We start from the raw sequence: 17,687 nt of genomic DNA on the forward strand, positions 1-17,687 counted from the left end.
CGGGCTCACGCGGCGATCGTGTCGAGGGCACGGCCGACGGCGTCGAACATCGCGCCGATCTGCTCCGCCGTGATGATCAGCGGCGGGCAGAAGCACAGGGAATCGCCGATGGCGCGGGCGATCACCCCCTGTTCGAGGGCGGCGGCCTGGATCGCGGCACCGGCCGCGCCGGGCTTCGCGCCGGGTGCCGTCGCGGGCTTCAGCTCGAGGGCCCCGATCAGGCCGACGCCGCGCCACGTCTTCACCAGGGGATGCTCGGCGAGCCCCGCCAGCCGCTCGAGGAAGAGCGGGCTCAGGCGCCGGCAATTCCCCACGAGGTCGCGCTCCTCGATGATCCGGATGTTCTCCAGGCCCACCGCGCTGGCGACGGGATGGCCCGAGGCCGTGTAGCCGTGGCCGAGCACGCCGAGCCGGGCGGATTCGTCGGCGATCGGCTCGTAGAAGTTCGCGTTCATCAGGATCGCCGAGAGGGGCATGTACGAGGAGGAGATCTGCTTCGAGAGCACCATCACGTCCGGCTCGATGCCGAAGGTCTCGCAGCCGAACATCGCCCCCGTGCGCCCGAAGCCGCAGATCACCTCATCGGCCACCAGCAGCACGTCGTAGCGGCGCAGCACCGCCTGGATCTCCGCCCAGTAGTTCTCCGGCGGGACGTAGACCCCGCCCGAGGCCATCACCGGCTCGCCGAAGAAGGCCGCCACGGTGTCCGGCCCCTCGGCCAGGATCAGCTTCTCGAGCTCGTCCGCCATGCGTCGGGAGAACGCGGCCTCGCTCTCGCCCGGCAGGGCCGACCCCGCGTAGTCGGGGCAGGAGACGTGCCGCATCCGGTCGAGCGGCAGGTCGAAGCTCTCGTGGTTGCGCGGAAGGCCGGTGATCGAGCCCGCCGCGATGGTGACGCCGTGATAGCCCTTCAGGCGGCCGATGATCTTCTTCTTCTCCGGCTTGCCCAGCGCGTTCGAGCGGTACCACGCCAGCTTGACGACGAGGTCGTTGGCCTCGGACCCGGAGGAGGTGAAGTGCACCTTCGACATCGGGACCGGCGCCAGGCTGATCAGCTTCTCGGCGAGGTCGACCGAGGGGCCGTGCGTCTTGTGCGCGAAGATGTGGTAGTACGAGAGCTGGTCCATCTGCCGCTTGGCGGCGTCCGACAGGCGCCGCTCGCCGAAGCCCACGGCGACCGACCAGAGACCCGCCAGCCCCTCGATGTAGCGTCGGCCGGCATTGTCGTAGACGTAGATCCCCTCCCCCCGCTCGATCACGAGCGCACCGGTCTTGTCGTAGTTGCGCAGGTCGACCAGCGGATGGAGCTGGTAGGCGATGTCGCGCGCCTCGACGGAGTTGGGCATGAAGGTCATCAGACGGGTGTCCTGATCGCGGCCGGAAGGGGAACGGGGGCAAGGGAAACGGAGGCGAGGGAGACGGAGGCAGAGGGCGCGGAAGCGGGCGCCTCCAGCGGCGTCGTGCGCGGTCTGCGGCCGGGGATCGCCGCCACGAGGCTGCGCGTGTAGGGCTCGCGCGGGTTCGAGAAGATCTCGGGCCCCGGCCCGATCTCCACGACGGCGCCCTTCTCCATCACCATCACGCGGTCGCAGATCTTGGCCGCCACCCGCAGGTCGTGGGTGATGAACAGGAGCGAGAGGTGCAGCTCCCGCTTCAATTCGTCGAGGAGGTCGAGGATCTGGGCCTGGATCGAGACGTCGAGGGCGCTGACCGCCTCGTCGGCCACGATGATCTCGGGCTTGAGCGCCAGGGCCCGGGCGATGCCGATGCGCTGGCGCTGCCCCCCGGAGAACTCGTGGGGGTAGCGGTCCGCCGCCGAGGCATCGAGGCCGACGCGCTCGAGGAGCGCGGACGCGGCCTTCAGGGCGGTCCCGACATCCTCGCCGTAGGCGATCGGGCCGTCGGCGATGGCCCGCCCGACGCGCACCCGCGGGTTCAGCGAGCCGTAGGGATCCTGGAAGACCATCTGGATCCGCCGCCGCGCCTGCCGCAGGGCCTCGCCCGACAGGCCGGCCATGTCGATGCCGCCGAGGCGCACCCGTCCCCCGTCCGGGTCCTGGAGCCGCACGAGGCACCGCCCCACCGAGGACTTGCCCGATCCGCTCTCGCCGACGATGCCCAGGGTCTCGCCGCGGACGAGGGTGAACGTGACGTCGCGCACCGCCGCGACCGTCCGGGGCGCCCGGAACAGGCCGCCGCCGAGCGTGTAGCTCTTGGTCAGACCCTCGACGTCGAGGACCGAGTCCCGGGGCGCCGCCCGCGCCGCCCGGCCGGCCCCGGCCTCCATGTCGGGGATCGCGGCGATCAGCTTGGCGGTATAGGGGTGCTGCGGCCGCTCGAGGACGTCCGCGGCGCGGCCCTCCTCGACGATCCGGCCGTGCTGCATCACCGCCACCCGGTCGGCGATCTCGGCGACCACGCCGAAATCGTGGGTGATGAACATCACCGCCATGCCGCGCCGGGCCTGGAGATCGCGGATCAGGCGCAGGATCTGCGCCTGCGTGGTGACGTCGAGGGCCGTGGTCGGCTCGTCGGCGATCAGCACCTGCGGTTCGAGGGCCAGCGCCATAGCGATCATCACGCGCTGCCGCTGGCCGCCCGAAAGCTGGAACGGGTACGCGGCGGCGGCGCGCGCCGGGTCGGGCAGGCCGACCTCGGCCAGCAGTTCGAGGGCCCGGCTCCGGCGCGTCCGGGGCGTCAGCAGGCCGTGCGCGGCGAAGACCTCGGCGATCTGCGCCTCGATCCGCATCAGCGGGTTGAGGGCCGTCATCGGCTCCTGGAAGATCATCGCGATGCGCCGCCCGCGCATCGCGTAGAGCTCCGCCTCGTCGAGGGTGAGCAGGTCGGTCCCGCCGAGGAGGATCCGGCCGCCGACCAGCCGCACCGTCTCCGGCAGAAGGCCCATCGCGGCGTTGGCCGACATCGACTTGCCCGAGCCGCTCTCGCCGACGATGCAGAGGATCTCGCCGGCCCTCAGCGTGAGGCTGACCCGGTCGACGGCGTAGGGGCGGTCCGCGCCGGACGGCAGGGCGACGGCGAGCTTCTCGACGACGAGGACCGGCTCGCCGGGGGCGTGGTTTTGGGGCGCGTGGTTTCGGGGGGCGACGGTCATGGCTGCGCCCCTCATCGCGTCCTGCGCGACAGGCGCGGGTTGAGGGCGTCGTTCAGCCCCTCGCCGACGAGGTTCAGGGCGAGCACCGTCAGGAGGATCGCGACGCCGGGAAAGAGGCTCACCCACCACGCCTGCCGGATCACCGTGCGCCCGGCGCCGATGACGTAGCCCCACGACATGATGTTGGGGTCGCCGAGCCCCATGAACGACAGGGCGCTCTCCAGCAGGATGGCGGCCGCCACCATCATGGTGCCGAGGACGATGACCGGCGAGAGCGTGTTGGGCAGGATCTGCCGCAGGATGATCGGGCCGCTGCGCTGGCCCGACAGCACCGCGGCCTGCACGAATTCCCGCCCGCGCAGCGCCATCACCTCGCCGCGCAGGAGCCGGGCCACCGGCGGCCAGCTCACAATCGCGATGGCCGTGACGATCGAGACGAGGCTCGGCCGGAAGATCGCCACCAGCACCACCGCGAGGGCGAAGTTCGGCACGCTCTGGAAGAACTCGGTGAAGCGCATCAGCAGGTCGTCGACCCGGCCACCGAAGTAGCCCGCGACGGCCCCGATCGGGATGCCGATCAGCAGGGCCGCGAGGGTCGAGACGAAGCCGACCAGCAGCGACACCCCGGCCCCGTGGGCCACCGCGGAGGCGATATCCCGGCCCATCGTGTCGGTGCCCAGCGGGTAGCCGCCGTTGGTGAAGGGCGGCAGGAACGGGCGCTGCACCATCGCCCAGGGGGAGCGCGGGTAGAGCGCCGGCGCCGCGATCGCCAGGACGAGCACCAGGACGAGGATGACGATTCCCACCACCGCGCCGCGGTTGCGGGCGTATCGGGCCCAGAACGCCGTCATGCCGCAGCTCCGATACGGGGATCCACCAGCCGGTAGAGGATGTCGGTGATGAGGTTGAAGGCCAGCACCATCGCGGCGGAGACGACGAAGATACCGAGGAGGAGGTTGTAGTCGCGCTGCTCGAGGGCCTCGAACATCAGCCGGCCGATGCCCGGCCACGCGAAGACGGTCTCGATCAGCACGGCGCCGCCGACGAGTTGCCCCGCCTGGAGGCCCGCCAGTGTCACGACCGGGAGGATGGCGTTGCGCAGGATGTGGCGGACCAGCACGACGCGGGGACGCAGTCCCTTCGCGCGGGCGGTCCGCACGAAGTCCAGCCGGCTCACCTCCAGCACGGAGGCCCGGGTCATGCGGGCGTAGACCGCCATGAAGAACAGGCCGAGCGTCAGGGCCGGCAGCACGAGGTGATGAAGGATATCGGCCGCCCGTTCGAGGCCGCTATAGCCGGAGCCGACGCTCTCGTAGCCGAAGCCGGGAAACCACCCGAGCTGCACCGAGAACAGCAGCACCGCCATCAGCGCCAGCCAGAACAGCGGCGTGGCGTAGAAGAGAAGGGCGAGGGTCGAGATGACGGAGTCGGAGATCTTGCCCTGGCGCGAGGCCGCCAGCGCCCCGGCCGCCACGCCGAGGACGAGGGAGATCAGGAAGGCCGAGCCCGACAGGAGCAGGGTGGCGGGCAGCCGGTCGGCGATCAGGTCGATCACCGGCATGCCCTGGCGGTAGGAATAGCCGAAGTCGAGCCGCAGGACGTTCGCGAGGTAGGTCAGGAGCTGGATCGGGAGCGGCCGATCGAGGCCGAAGCGCTCGCGCAACTGCTGCAGGAAGGCGGCGTCGGCATCGCCGGCCTCGCCCGCCATCACCGAGGCCGGATCCCCCGGCGCCGCGTGGATGAGCGCGAAGTTGAGGATGACGATCCCGACCAGGATGAGCGCCATCTTGCCCAGGCGCGAGGCGATGAAGCGGGGCATGACGGGTGTGGTCCTCCGCGCGCGGGAGCCCCGCCGGAACGGCCGGCGGCTCGGGGTCGGACGGGGCCCCGCGATCGGGGCCGCTGGATGAGGCGTCGTGCGGGCCGGTCCGGCGCCGTCAGCGCTTGATCCACGTGTCGCGCAGCGAGTCGTTGAGACCGTTGGCGGTGGTGATCAGGTCCTGGACGTTGCACCGGTAGATGACCGGGAAGCGCAGATCGAGCAGCCACGCCACGGGCACGTCGGCCTGAACCGCCTTCTGGACCTCGTCGTAGAGATCCTGGCGCTTCTCGGCCGGCGTCGCCAGCGCCGCCTTGGCGAACAGCGCGTCCACGGTCGGGTTCGAGTAACCCTCGACGTTGTTCCAGGGATTGCCCTTGGAGATCTGCGAGGTGATGTAGTTCCGCTCGACGCCGAGGGCCGGGTCGCCGTTCTGGAACAGGAAGGTGAAGGCCATGTCGTAGTCCCATTGGGACACGCGCTGGTTCCAGCCCGCCACGTCGGTGGCCTGGATCTCGACGGGGATGCCGACCTCGCCGAGATTCTGCTTCACCGCCTCCGCCCAGCGCTGCCACGTCTCGCCGTAGGGAAGCGGCAGCAGCTTCAGCGGCTTGCCGTCGTAGTGCATCTCGGCGAGCAGCGCCTTCGCCTTCTTCGGATCGTGCGGATACTGCGGCTGGACGGACTTGTAGAACGGCGTCGTCCCGGCGATCGGACCGGTGGCGACCTTGCCGATCCCGTTCCACAGGACGTCGAGGGCGAACTGCCGGTCCATGGCGTACATGACCGCCTGGCGGAACCGCACGTCGTTCATCGGCGGCTTCCGGTTGTTGAGCCAGAGAAACGACAGGGGCGAGTCGAACTCCTGACCCTTCTGCGAGACGCAGGTGTTCTTCAGGGCCGTCAGCCGCGGCACGTCGAAATTCTCGACCGACCCGCCCGGCAGCACGTCGACCTTGCCGGTCTCGTAGGCAACGGCGCGCGAGGCGCCGTCCGGGATGACGTGATAGTAGATGTCCTGAAGATACGGCTTGCCCGCTAGATAGTAAGCCTCGTTCTTCACGAGGTGGATCGCGCTCCCCTTCCGCCAGCTCTCGAACTTGAACGGCCCGGTGCCGATCGGCCTGTCGTTCGCCGGGTTGGAGGCGTAGTCGGTACCCGCGTAGATATGTTTGGGCACCATCGGCATCACCCAGAAGGCGAAGCTGCGGATGAAGGGCTCGAAGGGCTCCTTGAGGGTGAAGACCACCGTGTGATCGTCCGGCGCACCGACATCGGCCACACGCGTCATCGTGTTCCTGTGACGCGGCTGCGTCTTCATCAGGAATTCGTTGACCGAGAACAGGACATCCGCGGAGCTGAATGGCTTTCCATCGTGCCACGTCACGCCTTGATTGAGGTGGAACGTGTAACGCAGTCCGTCAGGGGAGATATCCCAGCTCTTCGCGAGGGACGGCAACGGCTTGAGCTTGTCGTCGTAGCGCAGCAATCCTTCGTAGATCTGCCCGGCCACGAGCTGCGTCGGCGCGTTGGTCACGAGACCGAGCATCAGGCTGGGTGGTTCCGGCTGAACGATCAGGTTGGCGCGACCGCCCGAGACGGGCTGCGCCTGTCCGACAGATGGCAGGGCGAGAACCGATATCGTGAGCAAGGCTCGAAGAATGTTCGACATGAAAGCTCCGTACACTGCCACGACATGCGCGGAAAAATCGAACCCGTGAAAACCCTATTCGCTCTGATCTTGTCGTGCTCGAGATCTACTCTTCGCCGCCCGAAGGCCGGCGGCCTGACCCGAACGGGTGGGCGAGGCTGTCCCGCCCCCGGCGGCGCTTAGCGATATATCGGTATATCATTTCCGAATCAGTGATTTGTCAAACCGAGGCGGCGGAAAAAGACGTCACGCGGCGCCTCATTGTGCGTCACGGTCGCTCAAATATTGAGCCCGCAGGCTGGTGTGTTCAGGCGGGATCTATTCACTCTGAATCGCGCGGGAGACCAGCGACACTTGCTCGGTTCGGGCCCGCACCCCTGTCGGGGACGGATCCGTCCCTCACAGCATCCGGAATCGACAGGAAGGGACATTCGCATCCGGCAACGCGTGCCGGGCTGAGGTCTGCTTGGGAGCTGCCGGGGGCGACCGGCGAACCTCCCGACGGGCGCGGAGCAACCGGCTGATCCTGGCCGATACCGGTCTGTTCGCTGCGACGCCCGACCGTGAGCGAGTGGATGCTCGCTTGGCCCAGGCGCGAGTCGGAGAGTGCCCGAGAGGGGATCTTCGGAAGAACCGCATGCCGTCTCTAGGATCGAATGGGGCGCGGCGGATCGGCAGAGGCCGTCGCCGTCCTGGGTGCTCGCGAGCGGACGCGGTGAGATGAGGGCGCTCGGACGTTGCCGTGCGATCATCCGCTTTCGGCGACCGGTCGGGGTCGGTTGCCTCGGGATCTCAGCGCGCGCGCCCGCGCCGGCAGGACGACCGCGCACCGCAGACGTCAGCTCGGATGAGCAATTCGCATTTTCCGAAGCACACCATACGATAATCGTACTTCTCATCTGCGGCCCGTTCCAGCAGACCCGACTCACCAATCACCGTCGCCGACCCCGCGTACAGCAGGTCCAATCCTGCCGGTTCCGACGCCGCCGGCGGATCTCGTGATTGAAGAGTCTGCGAGCTTTCGGGAGCTGACATGGCAGTCGAAACCACCGACACCCTGGTCGTGGGAGCGGGCCAGTCGGGGATCGCGATGAGCGAGCATCTCAGCGCATTGAAGATCCCGCACATCGTGCTGGAGCGGAGCCGTATCGCGGAGAACTGGAGCTCCATGCGCTGGGACTCGCTCGTGGCGAACGGGCCGGCGTGGCACGACCGCTTCCCGAACCTAGAGTTCGAGGATGTGCATCCGGACGCTTTTCCGGGCAAAGATCGCGTCGCGAGATACTTCAACGATTACGCCGCGATGATCGAGGCTCCCATACGGACCGGCGTGGAGGTCAGGCTCGTCAGGCACAGCCAGGGTCGCCCCGGCTACACCGTGACGACGTCGGACGGCATCTTCGAGGCGCGGCGCGTCGTTGCCGCGACCGGGCCGTTCCAAGTGCCCTCGTTCCCGGACATCGTTCCCGGGGACGCGGCCGTCCATCAGTTACACTCCTCAGCGTACAAGAATCCGGGCCAGCTGGCGGACGGCGCCGTGCTGGTCGTCGGATGCGGCGCGTCCGGCTCGCAGATCGCGGAGGAGCTCTGCAAGGCTGGACGGCGTGTCTACTTGTCCGTCGGCGAGCACTACCGGCCGCCCCGCGCCTATCGCCAGCGGGATTACTGCTGGTGGCTGGGTGCGCTCGGCCTCTGGGACGAAGTCAAGTCGAAGCGCAAGAAGCGCCACGTCGCCTTCGCGGTGAGCGGCTACGAGGGCGGCCGGACCGTCGATTTCCGGCGCCTGGCGCATATGGGCGTCACGTTGGTCGGCGTGACCCAGGCTTACGAGAACGGCACGCTCCACTTCGCGGACGACCTCGTGCGGAACATCGCCGAGGGCGACGAGGCCTATTTCGAGGTCCTCCGGGACGCCGACGCCTATATCGCGCGCAAGGGCATGGACCTGCCGCCCGAGCCCGAGGCGTGGCAGCGCTACGAGGACCCGGACTGCCTCAAGGAGCCGATCCTCAGCCTCGACTTGGGCAGAGCCGGCATCGGCACCATCCTGTGGGCGACCGGCTTCCGGTACGATTTCAGCTGGCTCGACGTCGACGCGTTCGACGAGCAGGGCATGCCCCTGCACAAGCGCGGCGTCTCCGCGGAGAACGGCATCTACTTCCTCGGCCTGCCCGACCTGACCAACCGCGCCTCCGCCTTCATCTACGGCTGCTGGCAGGACGCGAAGCACATCGCCGATCACATCGTCATCCAGCGCAACTACGACGCCTATACCCGGGCCTGACGGGCCGGAACCGGGCCGGAGCCGCCGCAGGAAACGGCCGTCGGCCGTGAGATCGCCCGTGCCAGCCTTTCAGTAGCCCCGCGTCAGGTCCACGCGGTGCTCGGGCGCGCGGCCCGCGCGCACCCGGTGGATGTTCTCGGCGATCTGCCGGGCCGCGGAGGCGGGGATCGCCACCGAGGCGAGGTGAGGCGTGACGAGGACGCTCTCCATCCCCCAGAGCGGGTGTCCCGCCGCGAGCGGCTCGGTCTCGAACACGTCGAGCGTCGCCCCGCCGAGGTGGCCGGCCGCCAGAGCCGCAACCAGCGCCGCCTCGTCGATCACGGCCCCGCGCGACACGTTGATGAGCGCGGCGCCCCGCGGCAGCGCAGCGATCTCGGCCGCTCCGACCAGGCGCCGGGTCTCAGGGGTCAGCGGCAGCATCACCACCAGGATCTCGCTCCGCGCGAGAAACGGGATCAGCGCGTCCGGTCCCGCGTGGCAGTCGACTCCGGGAAGCGCCTTCGGCGTGCGCGACCAGCCGGCGACGGAGAACCCCTGCCGCGCAAGTTCGAGCGCCGCCGCGCCGCCGAGCTCGCCGAGGCCCAGCACGCCGACCCGGATTCCCCGGGCCTCGCGCGGATGGACGTAGTGCCAGCGGCCGGCCCGCTGGGCCGCCTCGAACGCCGGGATGTCGCGGGCGTAGCGCAGCACCGCGAACAGCACGTAGTGGGTCATCATCCGTGCCATCTCGGGGTCGGACAGGCGGGTGATCGGCACGTCGGGCAGGTCGTCCCGGCCGACGAGCGCGTCGGCGCCCGCGCCCAGGATGGTGACGAGCCGCAGGCCGGGATGCCGCGCGAAGAAGCCGGCCGGCGGCTTCCAGACCAGCGCGTAGCGGACATCGTCCCCCGGACCGATCTCGTCCGGCGTCCTGACGCGCACGTCCGGCAGCAGCGCCTCCAGCGCCGCGCGCCAGGGCTCGATCGGGTCGACGGCGCTCGCGAAGACCAGGGTCTCGGTCACGCGCGGGCCTCCCGCACCAGGGTGGCGAGGGCGGTGATGGCGAGCTCGTAGCCGAGGCCGCCGAGCCCCGCGACCACGCCGGTCGCCGCCCGCGAGACGTAGGAATGGTGACGGAAAGGCTCCCGCTTCCAGATGTTGCTCATGTGAGCCTCGACGATGGGGCCGGGAAAGGCCAGCAGCGCGTCGAGGATCGCCACGGAGGTGTAGGTGAGCCCGGCCGCGTTGATGACGAGGCCCGCGGCCGTCCCCCGCGCCTCCTGGATCCAATCGACGAGCACGCCCTCGTGGTTCGACTGCCGGAAGTCGAGGCCGACCCCGACGCTCTCGGCGTGCCGCTCGCAGCGCGCCTTGAGCGCGGGGAAGCTCTCCGTGCCGTAGGTGCCGCTCGGGTCGAGCCCGTACAGGTTGGCGTTCGGGCCGTTCAGGAAGAGGATCGGGATCGGCGCGGTCATGGAGCTTTCCTCGGGTCTTTCCTCGGGCGTTCCTCAGGGGCTCGCTGCGCCGGGCACGGCTTCAGCGCGGCACCCGCCGCTCGATGACGGGCGCGACCATGCCGGGGATGTAGGCGTCCGAGATGAAGGCCCGGCAATGGGTCTCGAAGGCCTCCACGAGGCGCGAGCGGTTGAGCTGCTTCAGGCGCGCGAGGCCGATGCGCATCGGGCGATGCGTGCCGGCGAGCCGCACCCGCCGGAGCCGCTTCCCGTCGAGCGCGAGGTCGGAGCGCGGGCGCACGTTGAACAGGGTGTAGCCGTGGCCGTTGGCCACCATCGTGCGCACCACCTCCTGGTGGGCGGAGCGCGCGGCGATCTTCGGCTGCAGGCCCTCGGCCATGAACAGGGCGAGGAAGTATTCGCGGCTCAGCGGCAGGTCGAGCAGGATCATCGGCTCGTCCACGATGTCGGCCATCGCAACGGCGGCATGCTCCGCCAGCGGGTGCCCCTCCGCCACCAGGACGTGCGGCGGCAGGTCGACGAGCGGGGTGAAGTGGATGTCGTCCGGCACGTGCAGGTCGTAGGTCAGCACGACCTCGGTCTCGGAGCGGCGCAGGCCGATGATGAGCTGTTCCTGGTCGCCCTCGACGTAGCGGATCTGCGTGGCCGGGAAGGCGGTGGTGAAGGCGTGGGCGAGTTCGGGCACCAGCATCGGCGCGAGCGTCACCATGCAGCCGAGCGAGAGGGGGCCCCGCACCTGTCCTCCCGCCTCGGACGCCAGGGTGTAGAGGCCTTCGGCCTGCTCCACGAGGGCCTTGGCTTCGCGCAGCACCTCGCGGCCGATCGGCGTCAGCGTGAGCCCCTGCGCGTGGTGACGGACGAAGAGCTGCACGGAGAGTTCCCGCTCCAGATGCGCGATGGCCGTCGAGATCGAGGGCTGCGAGATGTGGATGCGCTCGGAAGCGAGCGTGATGCTGCCGGTCTGGCCGGCGGCGATGAAGTATTCGAGCTGGCGCAGGGTGAACCGCATTCGCTGCCTTCAGCGAGCGGCCGGCCCGACCTCGATGCCGCCTCGCGTCCCGTCCTCGATCATAGGTCGCCCGGGACTCCGTAGCTCGGGGCGGAGACCGGGTCGAGGGCGCGGGTGACGTAGGCTTCGAGCTGCGGCCGGTAGAGGTCCCACAGCGCGGCGAGGCCGGCAATCGGGCAATCCTCCGTCCAGTCGACGCGCAGGTCCGCGACGGGCCACGCGACCTCGCGCACCAGCATCAGGCCGGCCGACCGCACCGGGCCGGCCTCCCCGCCGGCGGCGAGGGCCGCCCGCATCGCGACGAGCAGACGATCGCCGAGATGGCCGGACGTGCCGAGGAAAGCCTCGACCATGGCGGCGGGCACGCGCGCGTCGGCCAGCAGGTTGCCGCCGCAGGCGACGTTCTCGGCGCGCGCCTCGGCCCAGGTCCCGAGCGCCTTGGGCCCGGAATGGATCGCCGTGCCGCCAGCCGCGTCCACGACGAGCACTTGGCGGTACGCCATCGGGCCGCCGGTCCGCCGCAGGACGGCGACGGTCTCCTCGGCGTCGACGCCGAGCGCCATCAGGTCCAGGGCGCGCCGGCCGAGCCGCGGGTCGGTCACGTTCTGGCTCGCGACCGCGCCGATCCCCGCACGGGCATGGGCGCACCGCGCCGCGACGGCGGGCGAGGAGGACGAGACCGCGACGCCGAACATGCCGGTCGACGCGCAGCGCGCCACGATCGAGAACGTCATGCCGCCTCCGGAATCACCGCGATGGCGTCAATCTCGACCAGCCACTCGGGCCGTGCGAGCGCGGAGACCACGATCCCGGTTGAGACCGGATGGACGCCCTTCAACCAGCGGCCGACCGTGCGGTAGACCGGCTCACGGTAGCGCGGGTCGACGAGGTAGATCGTGATCTTGCAGATGTGCTCGAGCCGCGATCCGGCCTCTTCCAGCAGCATCGCGATGTTGGCCATCGCCTTCTCGGCCTGACCGGCGGCGTCGCCGATCGCGACGCTCTCGGAGCTGTCGAGGTCCTGACCGATCTGGCCGCGCACGAAGACCATCTGGCCCCGGGCCACCACGGTCTGGCAGAGATCGTTGTCGAGCTGCTGCTCCGGATAGGTGTCGCGGGTGTTGAAGGGACGGATCCGCTTGTGGACGGTCATCGGGTCGTTCCTACCTCGGGCAAGAGCGCAGGCTGCCTGTCGCTGCGGCGCCGAGGGGCGCCCCGAGAACAGGGCGGCCCGCCATGGCAGGCAGAGGGCACGCACCCGGCCGCGCGACGCATCGGGATCGAACGGTGGCGCTCGCCTTCAGGCTTGAGCGCATTGAGGATAGCAATCCGGTCGGTCTCAACAACAAGCACTTGCTGGGGTCGTAGTTCGGAAAATCCGAAGCCGCCGAGGGCTCCGGGGGCGGGCGCGAGCGCCGCGTTCGAGGCCGCGCATCAATCCTCCGGCTTCGTGCGCTGCATCGACGGACGCCGCGCGAACGCCTCGTACCACGCGGCCGCAGCGGGCCGTCCGGTGCGCCAGCCGAGGTCGGGAAAGCGGAAATCGAGGTAGCCGAGAGCGCAGGCCGTGGCGACCGTGCCGATGTCGAGCGCGCCCGCAGGCCCGACGCGGGTCGCCTCGATCCGGTCGAGGGCGCCGGCGACCTTCGCGATCTGCCCCACCTCCCAGGCATCCCAGCGCGACGAGGCCGGCCGCATCACGCGCTCGTAGCGGAGCAGCAGCGCGGCATCGAGCAGCCCATCGGCGAGGGCTTGGCGGGCGAGCGCGTCCCAACGGGCCTCGCCCTCCGGGAAGAGGCGAGGACCGACGGAGCGCGCGTCGAGGTACTCGCAGATCACCCGGCTGTCGAACAGCGCGGTTCCATCGGCCAGCACCAGGGCCGGGATCTTGCCGAGCGGGTTGTGGCCCACCGTCTCGGGATTCCGTTCTGTCGGCGTGGCCGTGACCGGAACGATCTCGATCGCCTCGGCCTGACCGGTCTCGTGGGCCAGGACCAGGACCTTGCGGACATAGGGCGAGGTTCGCGCGTAGAGGAGCTTCATCGGACCGGATCGTCCTGTCACGAGCCCGTCCGGCCCGCTTGTCCATTCGGGCTACCCGGCTCGGCCGGGAAGGCGACGAGGCCTGCCTGCGGCACGAGCAGGGCCACCGGCGATCCGGGGGCGTAGGTGGCGAGCGCCCCGTGCCCCGGCATCCGCACCACCACCCGCCCGCCGCTCATGGGACCGGAACGGAGGTCGGCGTGCAGGTCGATATGCAGGTCGATGTGCGAGCCCTGGTAGACGAGGGCCGCGACCTGGGCCGGCAGGGTGCCGCTCTCGCCCGCCGGGCGCACGCCGAGGTGATCCGGCCGCACGAACACGTCGACCGCGGCGCCGGTCGCACAGTCCCGCAGGGTGTCGGCCTCGACCTCGCGGCGCAGGTCACCGACCGCGACCGTCGCGCGCTCGCCCGCCCGCGCTTCGAGGCGGCCGGGCAGGAGGTTCACGTCGCCGATGAAGCCCGCCACGAAGCGGTCCTGCGGGTGACGGTACACCTGATCCGGCGTGCCGATCTGCCGGACGCGACCGGCCGACATCACGATGATCCGGTCCGACATGCTCAGTGCCTCGCCCTGGTCGTGCGTGACGAAGACCGTCGTCACGCCGAGCCGGCGCTGGATCTCCTTCAGCTCGACCTGCATCGCCCCGCGCAAGTTCTTGTCGAGCGCCGAGAACGGCTCGTCGAGGAGCAGGACCTTCGGGCGGATGACGAGGGCGCGGGCGAGCGCGACGCGCTGCTGCTGGCCGCCGGAGAGTTGCCGGGGCGAGCGGTCCGCGAAGCCCGAGAGCTTCACGAGGGCGAGAACCTCCTCCACGCGCGCGGCGATCTCCCGTTTCGGCACGCCGCGCACGCGCAGACCGTAGCCGACGTTCTTCGCGACGCTCATGTGCGGGAACAGGGCGTAGTTCTGGAAGACGATGCCGACCTCGCGCTCGTAGGGCGGAGTGGCGGTCACGAGGTCGTCCCCGATGAAGATCTCGCCCGCATCCGCCTCCAGGAAGCCCGCCATCAGGTTGAGCAGGGTGGTCTTGCCGCAGCCCGAGGGTCCGAGCAGCGTCAGGAACTCGCCCTGCTCCACCTGCAGCCAGCTCTCCTCCAGCGCGGTGACCGCGCCGAAGCGCTTGACCACGCCGTCGAGGCGGACCGCCGGTCTTGCCCGGGGGGCCGCGGCTGTGCCGGGGAGGGTCGCCGGCGCGGTGAGATCAAGAGCCTTGCTCAACATTCAGAACCTTGCCGAGCCCGAGGAACGTGTTGGCGACAATCAGGGCGAGGGCCGTGACCGCGATGTAGATCACCGAGACGGCCGCGAGCGTCGGGTCCGCGAACTCGCGGACGTAGCCGTACATCGCCACCGGCAGGGTCTGGGTCGCCTGCCCCGTCACGAAGAGCGAGGCGGTGAACTCGTTGAAGGACAGGATCGCCGCGAACAGCCAGCCGCTGGCGAGGCCGGGCGCGAGGAGCGGCAGGGTCACGGTGGTGAGCACGCGGCCCGGCCGGGCGCCGAGGCTCGCGGCGGCCAGCTCCAGCCGCTCGTCGATGTTCTGCAGCGAGATGTAGACCGAGCGGATCACGAAGGGCAGCACCACCACGACGTGGGTGAGGACCACGACGGAGAAGCCCCGCGCCGCACCGATGCCGGTGGCCAGGACCAGGAGGCCGAGGCCGATGGTGAAGTGCGGCACGATCAGCGGCGAGAGCAGCACGCCCTCCAGCGCCGCCTTGAAGCGGAAAGCGTATCGCTTCAGGGCGATCGCGAAGCCGGTGCCCACGGCGAGCGCGAGCGTGGAGGCCCAGGCGGTGACGACGAGGCTGTTCCACAGGCCCGTCTGGAAATCCCGGTAGGTCAGGGCCCGGGTGAACCAGCGCGTCGAGTACTTGGCCGGCGGGAAGCTCAGGATCGCCCGGTCGTTGAACGCGGCGAGCGTCACCACGAAGGCCGGCAGCACGATGAAGGCGAGGATCAGCCCGACGAGGACCCTGCCGGAGATCCCGAGAAGCCGGGTGCGGAGGCCGCGGCGCATCAGTGGCCTCCGAACGCTTCGAGCGGGCGGGCGCAGCGGCGCACGAGCCACATCGTTCCGAGCGCCAGGACGAGGCCGGCGAGGCTCAGGGACGCCGCGACCGGGAAATTGAAGGAGGACAGGCCGAGCTGGTAGACCAGGGTCGAGACGACCCCGACCTTTCCGCCGCCGATCACCTGGGGCGTCGCGAAGGCGCTGAACGTCCAGGCGAAGGCGGTGGTGAAGCCCGCCACCACGCCGGGCATCGAGAGCGGCAGCGTCACGGTGAGGAACGTGCGCACCGGCCCGGCGCCGAGGCTCTGGGCCGCGCGCTCGTAGTCGCGGTCGATATGCGCGAGGGCCGCGGCCAGCATGATGACCATCACCGGCAGCGTGACGTGCACGAGGGCGACGATCACCCCGAGCTCGGTGAACATGAGCTGGATCGGCCGCTCGATCAGGCCGAGCTGGCGCAAGGTGGCGTTCACGAAGCCGGAATTGCCGAGCACCACCGTCCAGGCATAGGTGCGCACCACCTCGCCGAGGAAGAGCGGGGTCACCGCGACGATCAGGATGACGGACTTCAGCAGCAGCGAGCGGGTGCGCACCAGGGCGTAGGCGACGGGGTAGCCGACGACCAGGGTGATCAGCGCCGTCTCGAAGCAGATCAGCACCGTGTCGCGCAGCGCCCGGAGCACGATCGGGCGGCCGAGATCGGAGAAGTTCTCCAGCGTGAGACCGCCGACGTCGAGGGATCCCGGCACGTAGGCGTGCAGGCTGTAGCGCAGGATCGCCGCCATGGCGGCCACGATGGCGGCGGCGACCAGCACCGCCGGCGTCACGAACAGCGGCAGGAAGGGCCGGCGGCGGATCGCGGGTGTCATGAGGCTTCCCGTCGAGCGAGGCGCATGGCGCGGGCCCTAGCGCGCCATGATGTTCTCGGCGAACCACTTGCGCCAGAGCGCGGTCTTCTCGGCCCGGAGCTTCGGGTCGATGTTGATCGCCTGGGTCTTCCACTGCTCGGCGGTGGTGAACACACCCGGCAGCTTGGCGATCTCGGGATCGACCTTGGCGTTGGTGACGGTCGGGCTGCCCTTCTTCAGCTGCGCGATCTTGGCCTGTACTTCGGGATCGAGAGCGATGTTGATGAACTTGTAGGCGAGCTCTGCCTTCTTGGACCCCTTGTTGATCGCGACCGTGTCGATGCCGAGAACCCCACCCTCCTTGGGGATCACCACGGTGACCGGCACGTCCTGGCCCTTCATGTAGTAGGCGTTCATGGTCAGCACGACCTGAACGGGCGTCTCGCCGGTGGCGATCAGCTGCTGGCTGTTGGCGTCGTTGGTGTAGAAGGCCCGGAAGTTCGGCTTCAGCGCCTCCAGCTTGGCCTGCCCCTTTTCCCAGGTCGCCGGGTCGCCGCCCGAGAGCAGCGCCGAGACGGCGATGATGTGGCTCGGGTCGAAATCGGGCGCGGCCAGGCTGTTCTTGAGCTTCGGGTCCCAGAGATCGGCCCAGGAGCCGAAGGTCATGCCCTTGGGCGTCAGGTCCGCGCGGTAGCCGATCGTGTAGACGTAGCCCCAAGTGCCGAGATGCGCCGGGCTGACCCGGGCCTGCTCGACGAGGTTCGCCGCGTTCGGGATCTTGGCCATGTCGAGCGTCTCGAACAGGCCGTCATTGACGTAGAGCCAGCCGACATGGGCGGTCGTGAAGGTCACATCGCTCTCGGGCGCGTCCTTGGCGAGCTTGGCCTTGTTGAGCCGGTCGATGGTACCGCCGGTGATGTACTCGACCTCGGCGCCGGTCTCCGCCTTGAACTTCGTGGCGATGGCCTCGTCGATCAGATCGCGGAAGCTGCCGCCCCAGGTGCTGACGACGAGCTTCTCGGCCGCCTGCACCGGGATGATGGATGCGACCAGGGCGGAGGCCGCGAGGAGCGGGGTCAGAAGACGCATCACGTCGACAGTTCCTTTCTCTGCAGTACCGCGCGCCGAGCAAATCGAATGCCAGAGATGTATTTTATCCTGGAGAAACTGTTCCGGTTTCGATCGAGATTCGCCCCGTCAGAGCGCGGTCTCGATTTTCGATCATTTCACGCCGATCGATCATCCAAGCGCCCCCTCCCGGAAACGGCCGCACGGACTATCGGCGCCTATCCCGGACATGTCTCTCCGGACGCGGGCGCTGCGTCTGCCTCGAGCTTCTGCGTCACGCCCGCTCAGGACGTCCTGCCGACGTCACGTGGAGAGCTGTTCGTCCTCAACCCGAGCAGATCTCGATAGGAAAGGCTAAATGGCCGCACCCGCTCATCAAGCAC

16 protein-coding genes are annotated in these 17,687 nt (G+C 69.5%); 1 reads left to right on the plus strand and 15 read right to left on the minus strand.

Features of this window, described 5'->3' with window-relative positions; all coding sequences use genetic code 11:
* Positions 1–5: 5 nt before the first annotated feature.
* The 5 genes from J3A75_RS22465 to J3A75_RS22485 form a co-directional block, all read right to left on the minus strand.
* On the minus strand, positions 6–1,355 hold the full coding sequence (locus tag J3A75_RS22465; RefSeq protein WP_024829456.1) for an aspartate aminotransferase family protein: 1,350 nt from the start codon (positions 1,353–1,355) through the stop codon (positions 6–8).
* Complete coding sequence (locus J3A75_RS22470; protein ID WP_070999888.1) at positions 1,355–3,112, minus strand: ABC transporter ATP-binding protein; 1,758 nt, start codon at positions 3,110–3,112, stop codon at positions 1,355–1,357. The genes J3A75_RS22465 and J3A75_RS22470 overlap by 1 nt, the downstream gene beginning before the upstream one ends.
* A gap of 11 nt (positions 3,113–3,123) precedes the next feature.
* On the minus strand, positions 3,124–3,963 hold the full coding sequence (locus tag J3A75_RS22475) for an ABC transporter permease (RefSeq protein ID WP_012320163.1): 840 nt from the start codon (positions 3,961–3,963) through the stop codon (positions 3,124–3,126).
* The gene (locus J3A75_RS22480) at positions 3,960–4,931 is read right to left on the minus strand and encodes an ABC transporter permease (RefSeq protein ID WP_024829453.1); all 972 of its coding nucleotides are present in this window, start codon (positions 4,929–4,931) and stop codon (positions 3,960–3,962) included. The genes J3A75_RS22475 and J3A75_RS22480 overlap by 4 nt, the downstream gene beginning before the upstream one ends.
* A 118-nt stretch (positions 4,932–5,049) precedes the next feature.
* The gene (locus tag J3A75_RS22485; protein ID WP_012320165.1) at positions 5,050–6,603 is read right to left on the minus strand and encodes an ABC transporter substrate-binding protein; all 1,554 of its coding nucleotides are present in this window, start codon (positions 6,601–6,603) and stop codon (positions 5,050–5,052) included.
* A gap of 1,012 nt (positions 6,604–7,615) precedes the next feature.
* Between J3A75_RS22485 and J3A75_RS22490 the strand changes: the two genes are divergently transcribed.
* Positions 7,616–8,866 carry a flavin-containing monooxygenase gene (locus J3A75_RS22490; RefSeq protein WP_043074072.1) on the plus strand — a complete coding sequence of 417 codons (1,251 nt, stop codon included), beginning with the start codon at positions 7,616–7,618 and terminating at the stop codon, positions 8,864–8,866.
* A 69-nt stretch (positions 8,867–8,935) separates the two neighbouring features.
* Here J3A75_RS22490 and J3A75_RS22495 read toward each other — a convergent pair whose 3' ends face one another.
* The 10 genes from J3A75_RS22495 to J3A75_RS22540 form a co-directional block, all read right to left on the minus strand.
* Entirely contained in the window at positions 8,936–9,868 is a 933-nt protein-coding gene (locus tag J3A75_RS22495) for a 2-hydroxyacid dehydrogenase (protein WP_083460953.1), read from the minus strand.
* Positions 9,865–10,320, minus strand: coding sequence for a type II 3-dehydroquinate dehydratase (locus tag J3A75_RS22500; protein ID WP_127992685.1), 456 nt, complete (start codon positions 10,318–10,320; stop codon positions 9,865–9,867). Before J3A75_RS22500 ends, J3A75_RS22495 begins: the two co-directional genes overlap by 4 nt.
* A 61-nt stretch (positions 10,321–10,381) precedes the next feature.
* Positions 10,382–11,329 (minus strand): LysR family transcriptional regulator, encoded by a 948-nt coding sequence (locus J3A75_RS22505; RefSeq protein ID WP_127992684.1) that lies wholly within the window; start codon positions 11,327–11,329, stop codon positions 10,382–10,384.
* Between the two features lie 59 nt (positions 11,330–11,388).
* Positions 11,389–12,063, minus strand: coding sequence for a DUF1028 domain-containing protein (locus tag J3A75_RS22510; RefSeq protein WP_127992683.1), 675 nt, complete (start codon positions 12,061–12,063; stop codon positions 11,389–11,391).
* Positions 12,060–12,482, minus strand: coding sequence for a RidA family protein (locus J3A75_RS22515; RefSeq protein WP_024829447.1), 423 nt, complete (start codon positions 12,480–12,482; stop codon positions 12,060–12,062). The genes J3A75_RS22510 and J3A75_RS22515 overlap by 4 nt, the downstream gene beginning before the upstream one ends.
* A 281-nt stretch (positions 12,483–12,763) precedes the next feature.
* Positions 12,764–13,372 (minus strand): glutathione S-transferase N-terminal domain-containing protein, encoded by a 609-nt coding sequence (locus J3A75_RS22520; protein WP_053621042.1) that lies wholly within the window; start codon positions 13,370–13,372, stop codon positions 12,764–12,766.
* Positions 13,373–13,389: 17 nt separating this feature from the next.
* Positions 13,390–14,595 carry an ABC transporter ATP-binding protein gene (locus tag J3A75_RS22525; protein ID WP_070999890.1) on the minus strand — a complete coding sequence of 402 codons (1,206 nt, stop codon included), beginning with the start codon at positions 14,593–14,595 and terminating at the stop codon, positions 13,390–13,392.
* Positions 14,576–15,394 (minus strand): ABC transporter permease, encoded by an 819-nt coding sequence (locus tag J3A75_RS22530; protein ID WP_012320174.1) that lies wholly within the window; start codon positions 15,392–15,394, stop codon positions 14,576–14,578. The genes J3A75_RS22525 and J3A75_RS22530 overlap by 20 nt, the downstream gene beginning before the upstream one ends.
* Positions 15,394–16,257 carry an ABC transporter permease gene (locus J3A75_RS22535; RefSeq protein ID WP_051475870.1) on the minus strand — a complete coding sequence of 288 codons (864 nt, stop codon included), beginning with the start codon at positions 16,255–16,257 and terminating at the stop codon, positions 15,394–15,396. Before J3A75_RS22535 ends, J3A75_RS22530 begins: the two co-directional genes overlap by 1 nt.
* 36 nt (positions 16,258–16,293) lie before the next feature.
* On the minus strand, positions 16,294–17,325 hold the full coding sequence (locus J3A75_RS22540; RefSeq protein WP_012320176.1) for a polyamine ABC transporter substrate-binding protein: 1,032 nt from the start codon (positions 17,323–17,325) through the stop codon (positions 16,294–16,296).
* Positions 17,326–17,687: the final 362 nt, after the last annotated feature.

Origin of the sequence: Methylobacterium sp. PvP105, assembly GCF_017876975.1 — a bacterium.
Lineage (GTDB): Bacteria > Pseudomonadota > Alphaproteobacteria > Rhizobiales > Beijerinckiaceae > Methylobacterium > Methylobacterium radiotolerans.

Excerpts from the sequence above, each read along its gene's own strand:
- J3A75_RS22480 (WP_024829453.1), bottom strand. The coding sequence starts at position 4,931 with ATGCCCCGCTTCATCGCCTCGCGCCTGGGCAAGATGGCGCTCATCCTG.
- J3A75_RS22490 (WP_043074072.1), top strand. The coding sequence starts at position 7,616 with ATGGCAGTCGAAACCACCGACACCCTGGTCGTGGGAGCGGGCCAGTCG.
- J3A75_RS22510 (WP_127992683.1), bottom strand. The coding sequence starts at position 12,063 with ATGACGTTCTCGATCGTGGCGCGCTGCGCGTCGACCGGCATGTTCGGC.
- J3A75_RS22505 (WP_127992684.1), bottom strand. The coding sequence starts at position 11,329 with ATGCGGTTCACCCTGCGCCAGCTCGAATACTTCATCGCCGCCGGCCAG.
- J3A75_RS22485 (WP_012320165.1), bottom strand. The coding sequence starts at position 6,603 with ATGTCGAACATTCTTCGAGCCTTGCTCACGATATCGGTTCTCGCCCTG.
- J3A75_RS22535 (WP_051475870.1), bottom strand. The coding sequence starts at position 16,257 with ATGACACCCGCGATCCGCCGCCGGCCCTTCCTGCCGCTGTTCGTGACG.
- J3A75_RS22530 (WP_012320174.1), bottom strand. The coding sequence starts at position 15,394 with ATGCGCCGCGGCCTCCGCACCCGGCTTCTCGGGATCTCCGGCAGGGTC.
- J3A75_RS22475 (WP_012320163.1), bottom strand. The coding sequence starts at position 3,963 with ATGACGGCGTTCTGGGCCCGATACGCCCGCAACCGCGGCGCGGTGGTG.
- J3A75_RS22470 (WP_070999888.1), bottom strand. The coding sequence starts at position 3,112 with ATGACCGTCGCCCCCCGAAACCACGCGCCCCAAAACCACGCCCCCGGC.
- J3A75_RS22525 (WP_070999890.1), bottom strand. The coding sequence starts at position 14,595 with ATGTTGAGCAAGGCTCTTGATCTCACCGCGCCGGCGACCCTCCCCGGC.
- J3A75_RS22500 (WP_127992685.1), bottom strand. The coding sequence starts at position 10,320 with ATGACCGCGCCGATCCCGATCCTCTTCCTGAACGGCCCGAACGCCAAC.
- J3A75_RS22465 (WP_024829456.1), bottom strand. The coding sequence starts at position 1,355 with ATGACCTTCATGCCCAACTCCGTCGAGGCGCGCGACATCGCCTACCAG.
- J3A75_RS22540 (WP_012320176.1), bottom strand. The coding sequence starts at position 17,325 with ATGCGTCTTCTGACCCCGCTCCTCGCGGCCTCCGCCCTGGTCGCATCC.
- J3A75_RS22515 (WP_024829447.1), bottom strand. The coding sequence starts at position 12,482 with ATGACCGTCCACAAGCGGATCCGTCCCTTCAACACCCGCGACACCTAT.
- J3A75_RS22520 (WP_053621042.1), bottom strand. The coding sequence starts at position 13,372 with ATGAAGCTCCTCTACGCGCGAACCTCGCCCTATGTCCGCAAGGTCCTG.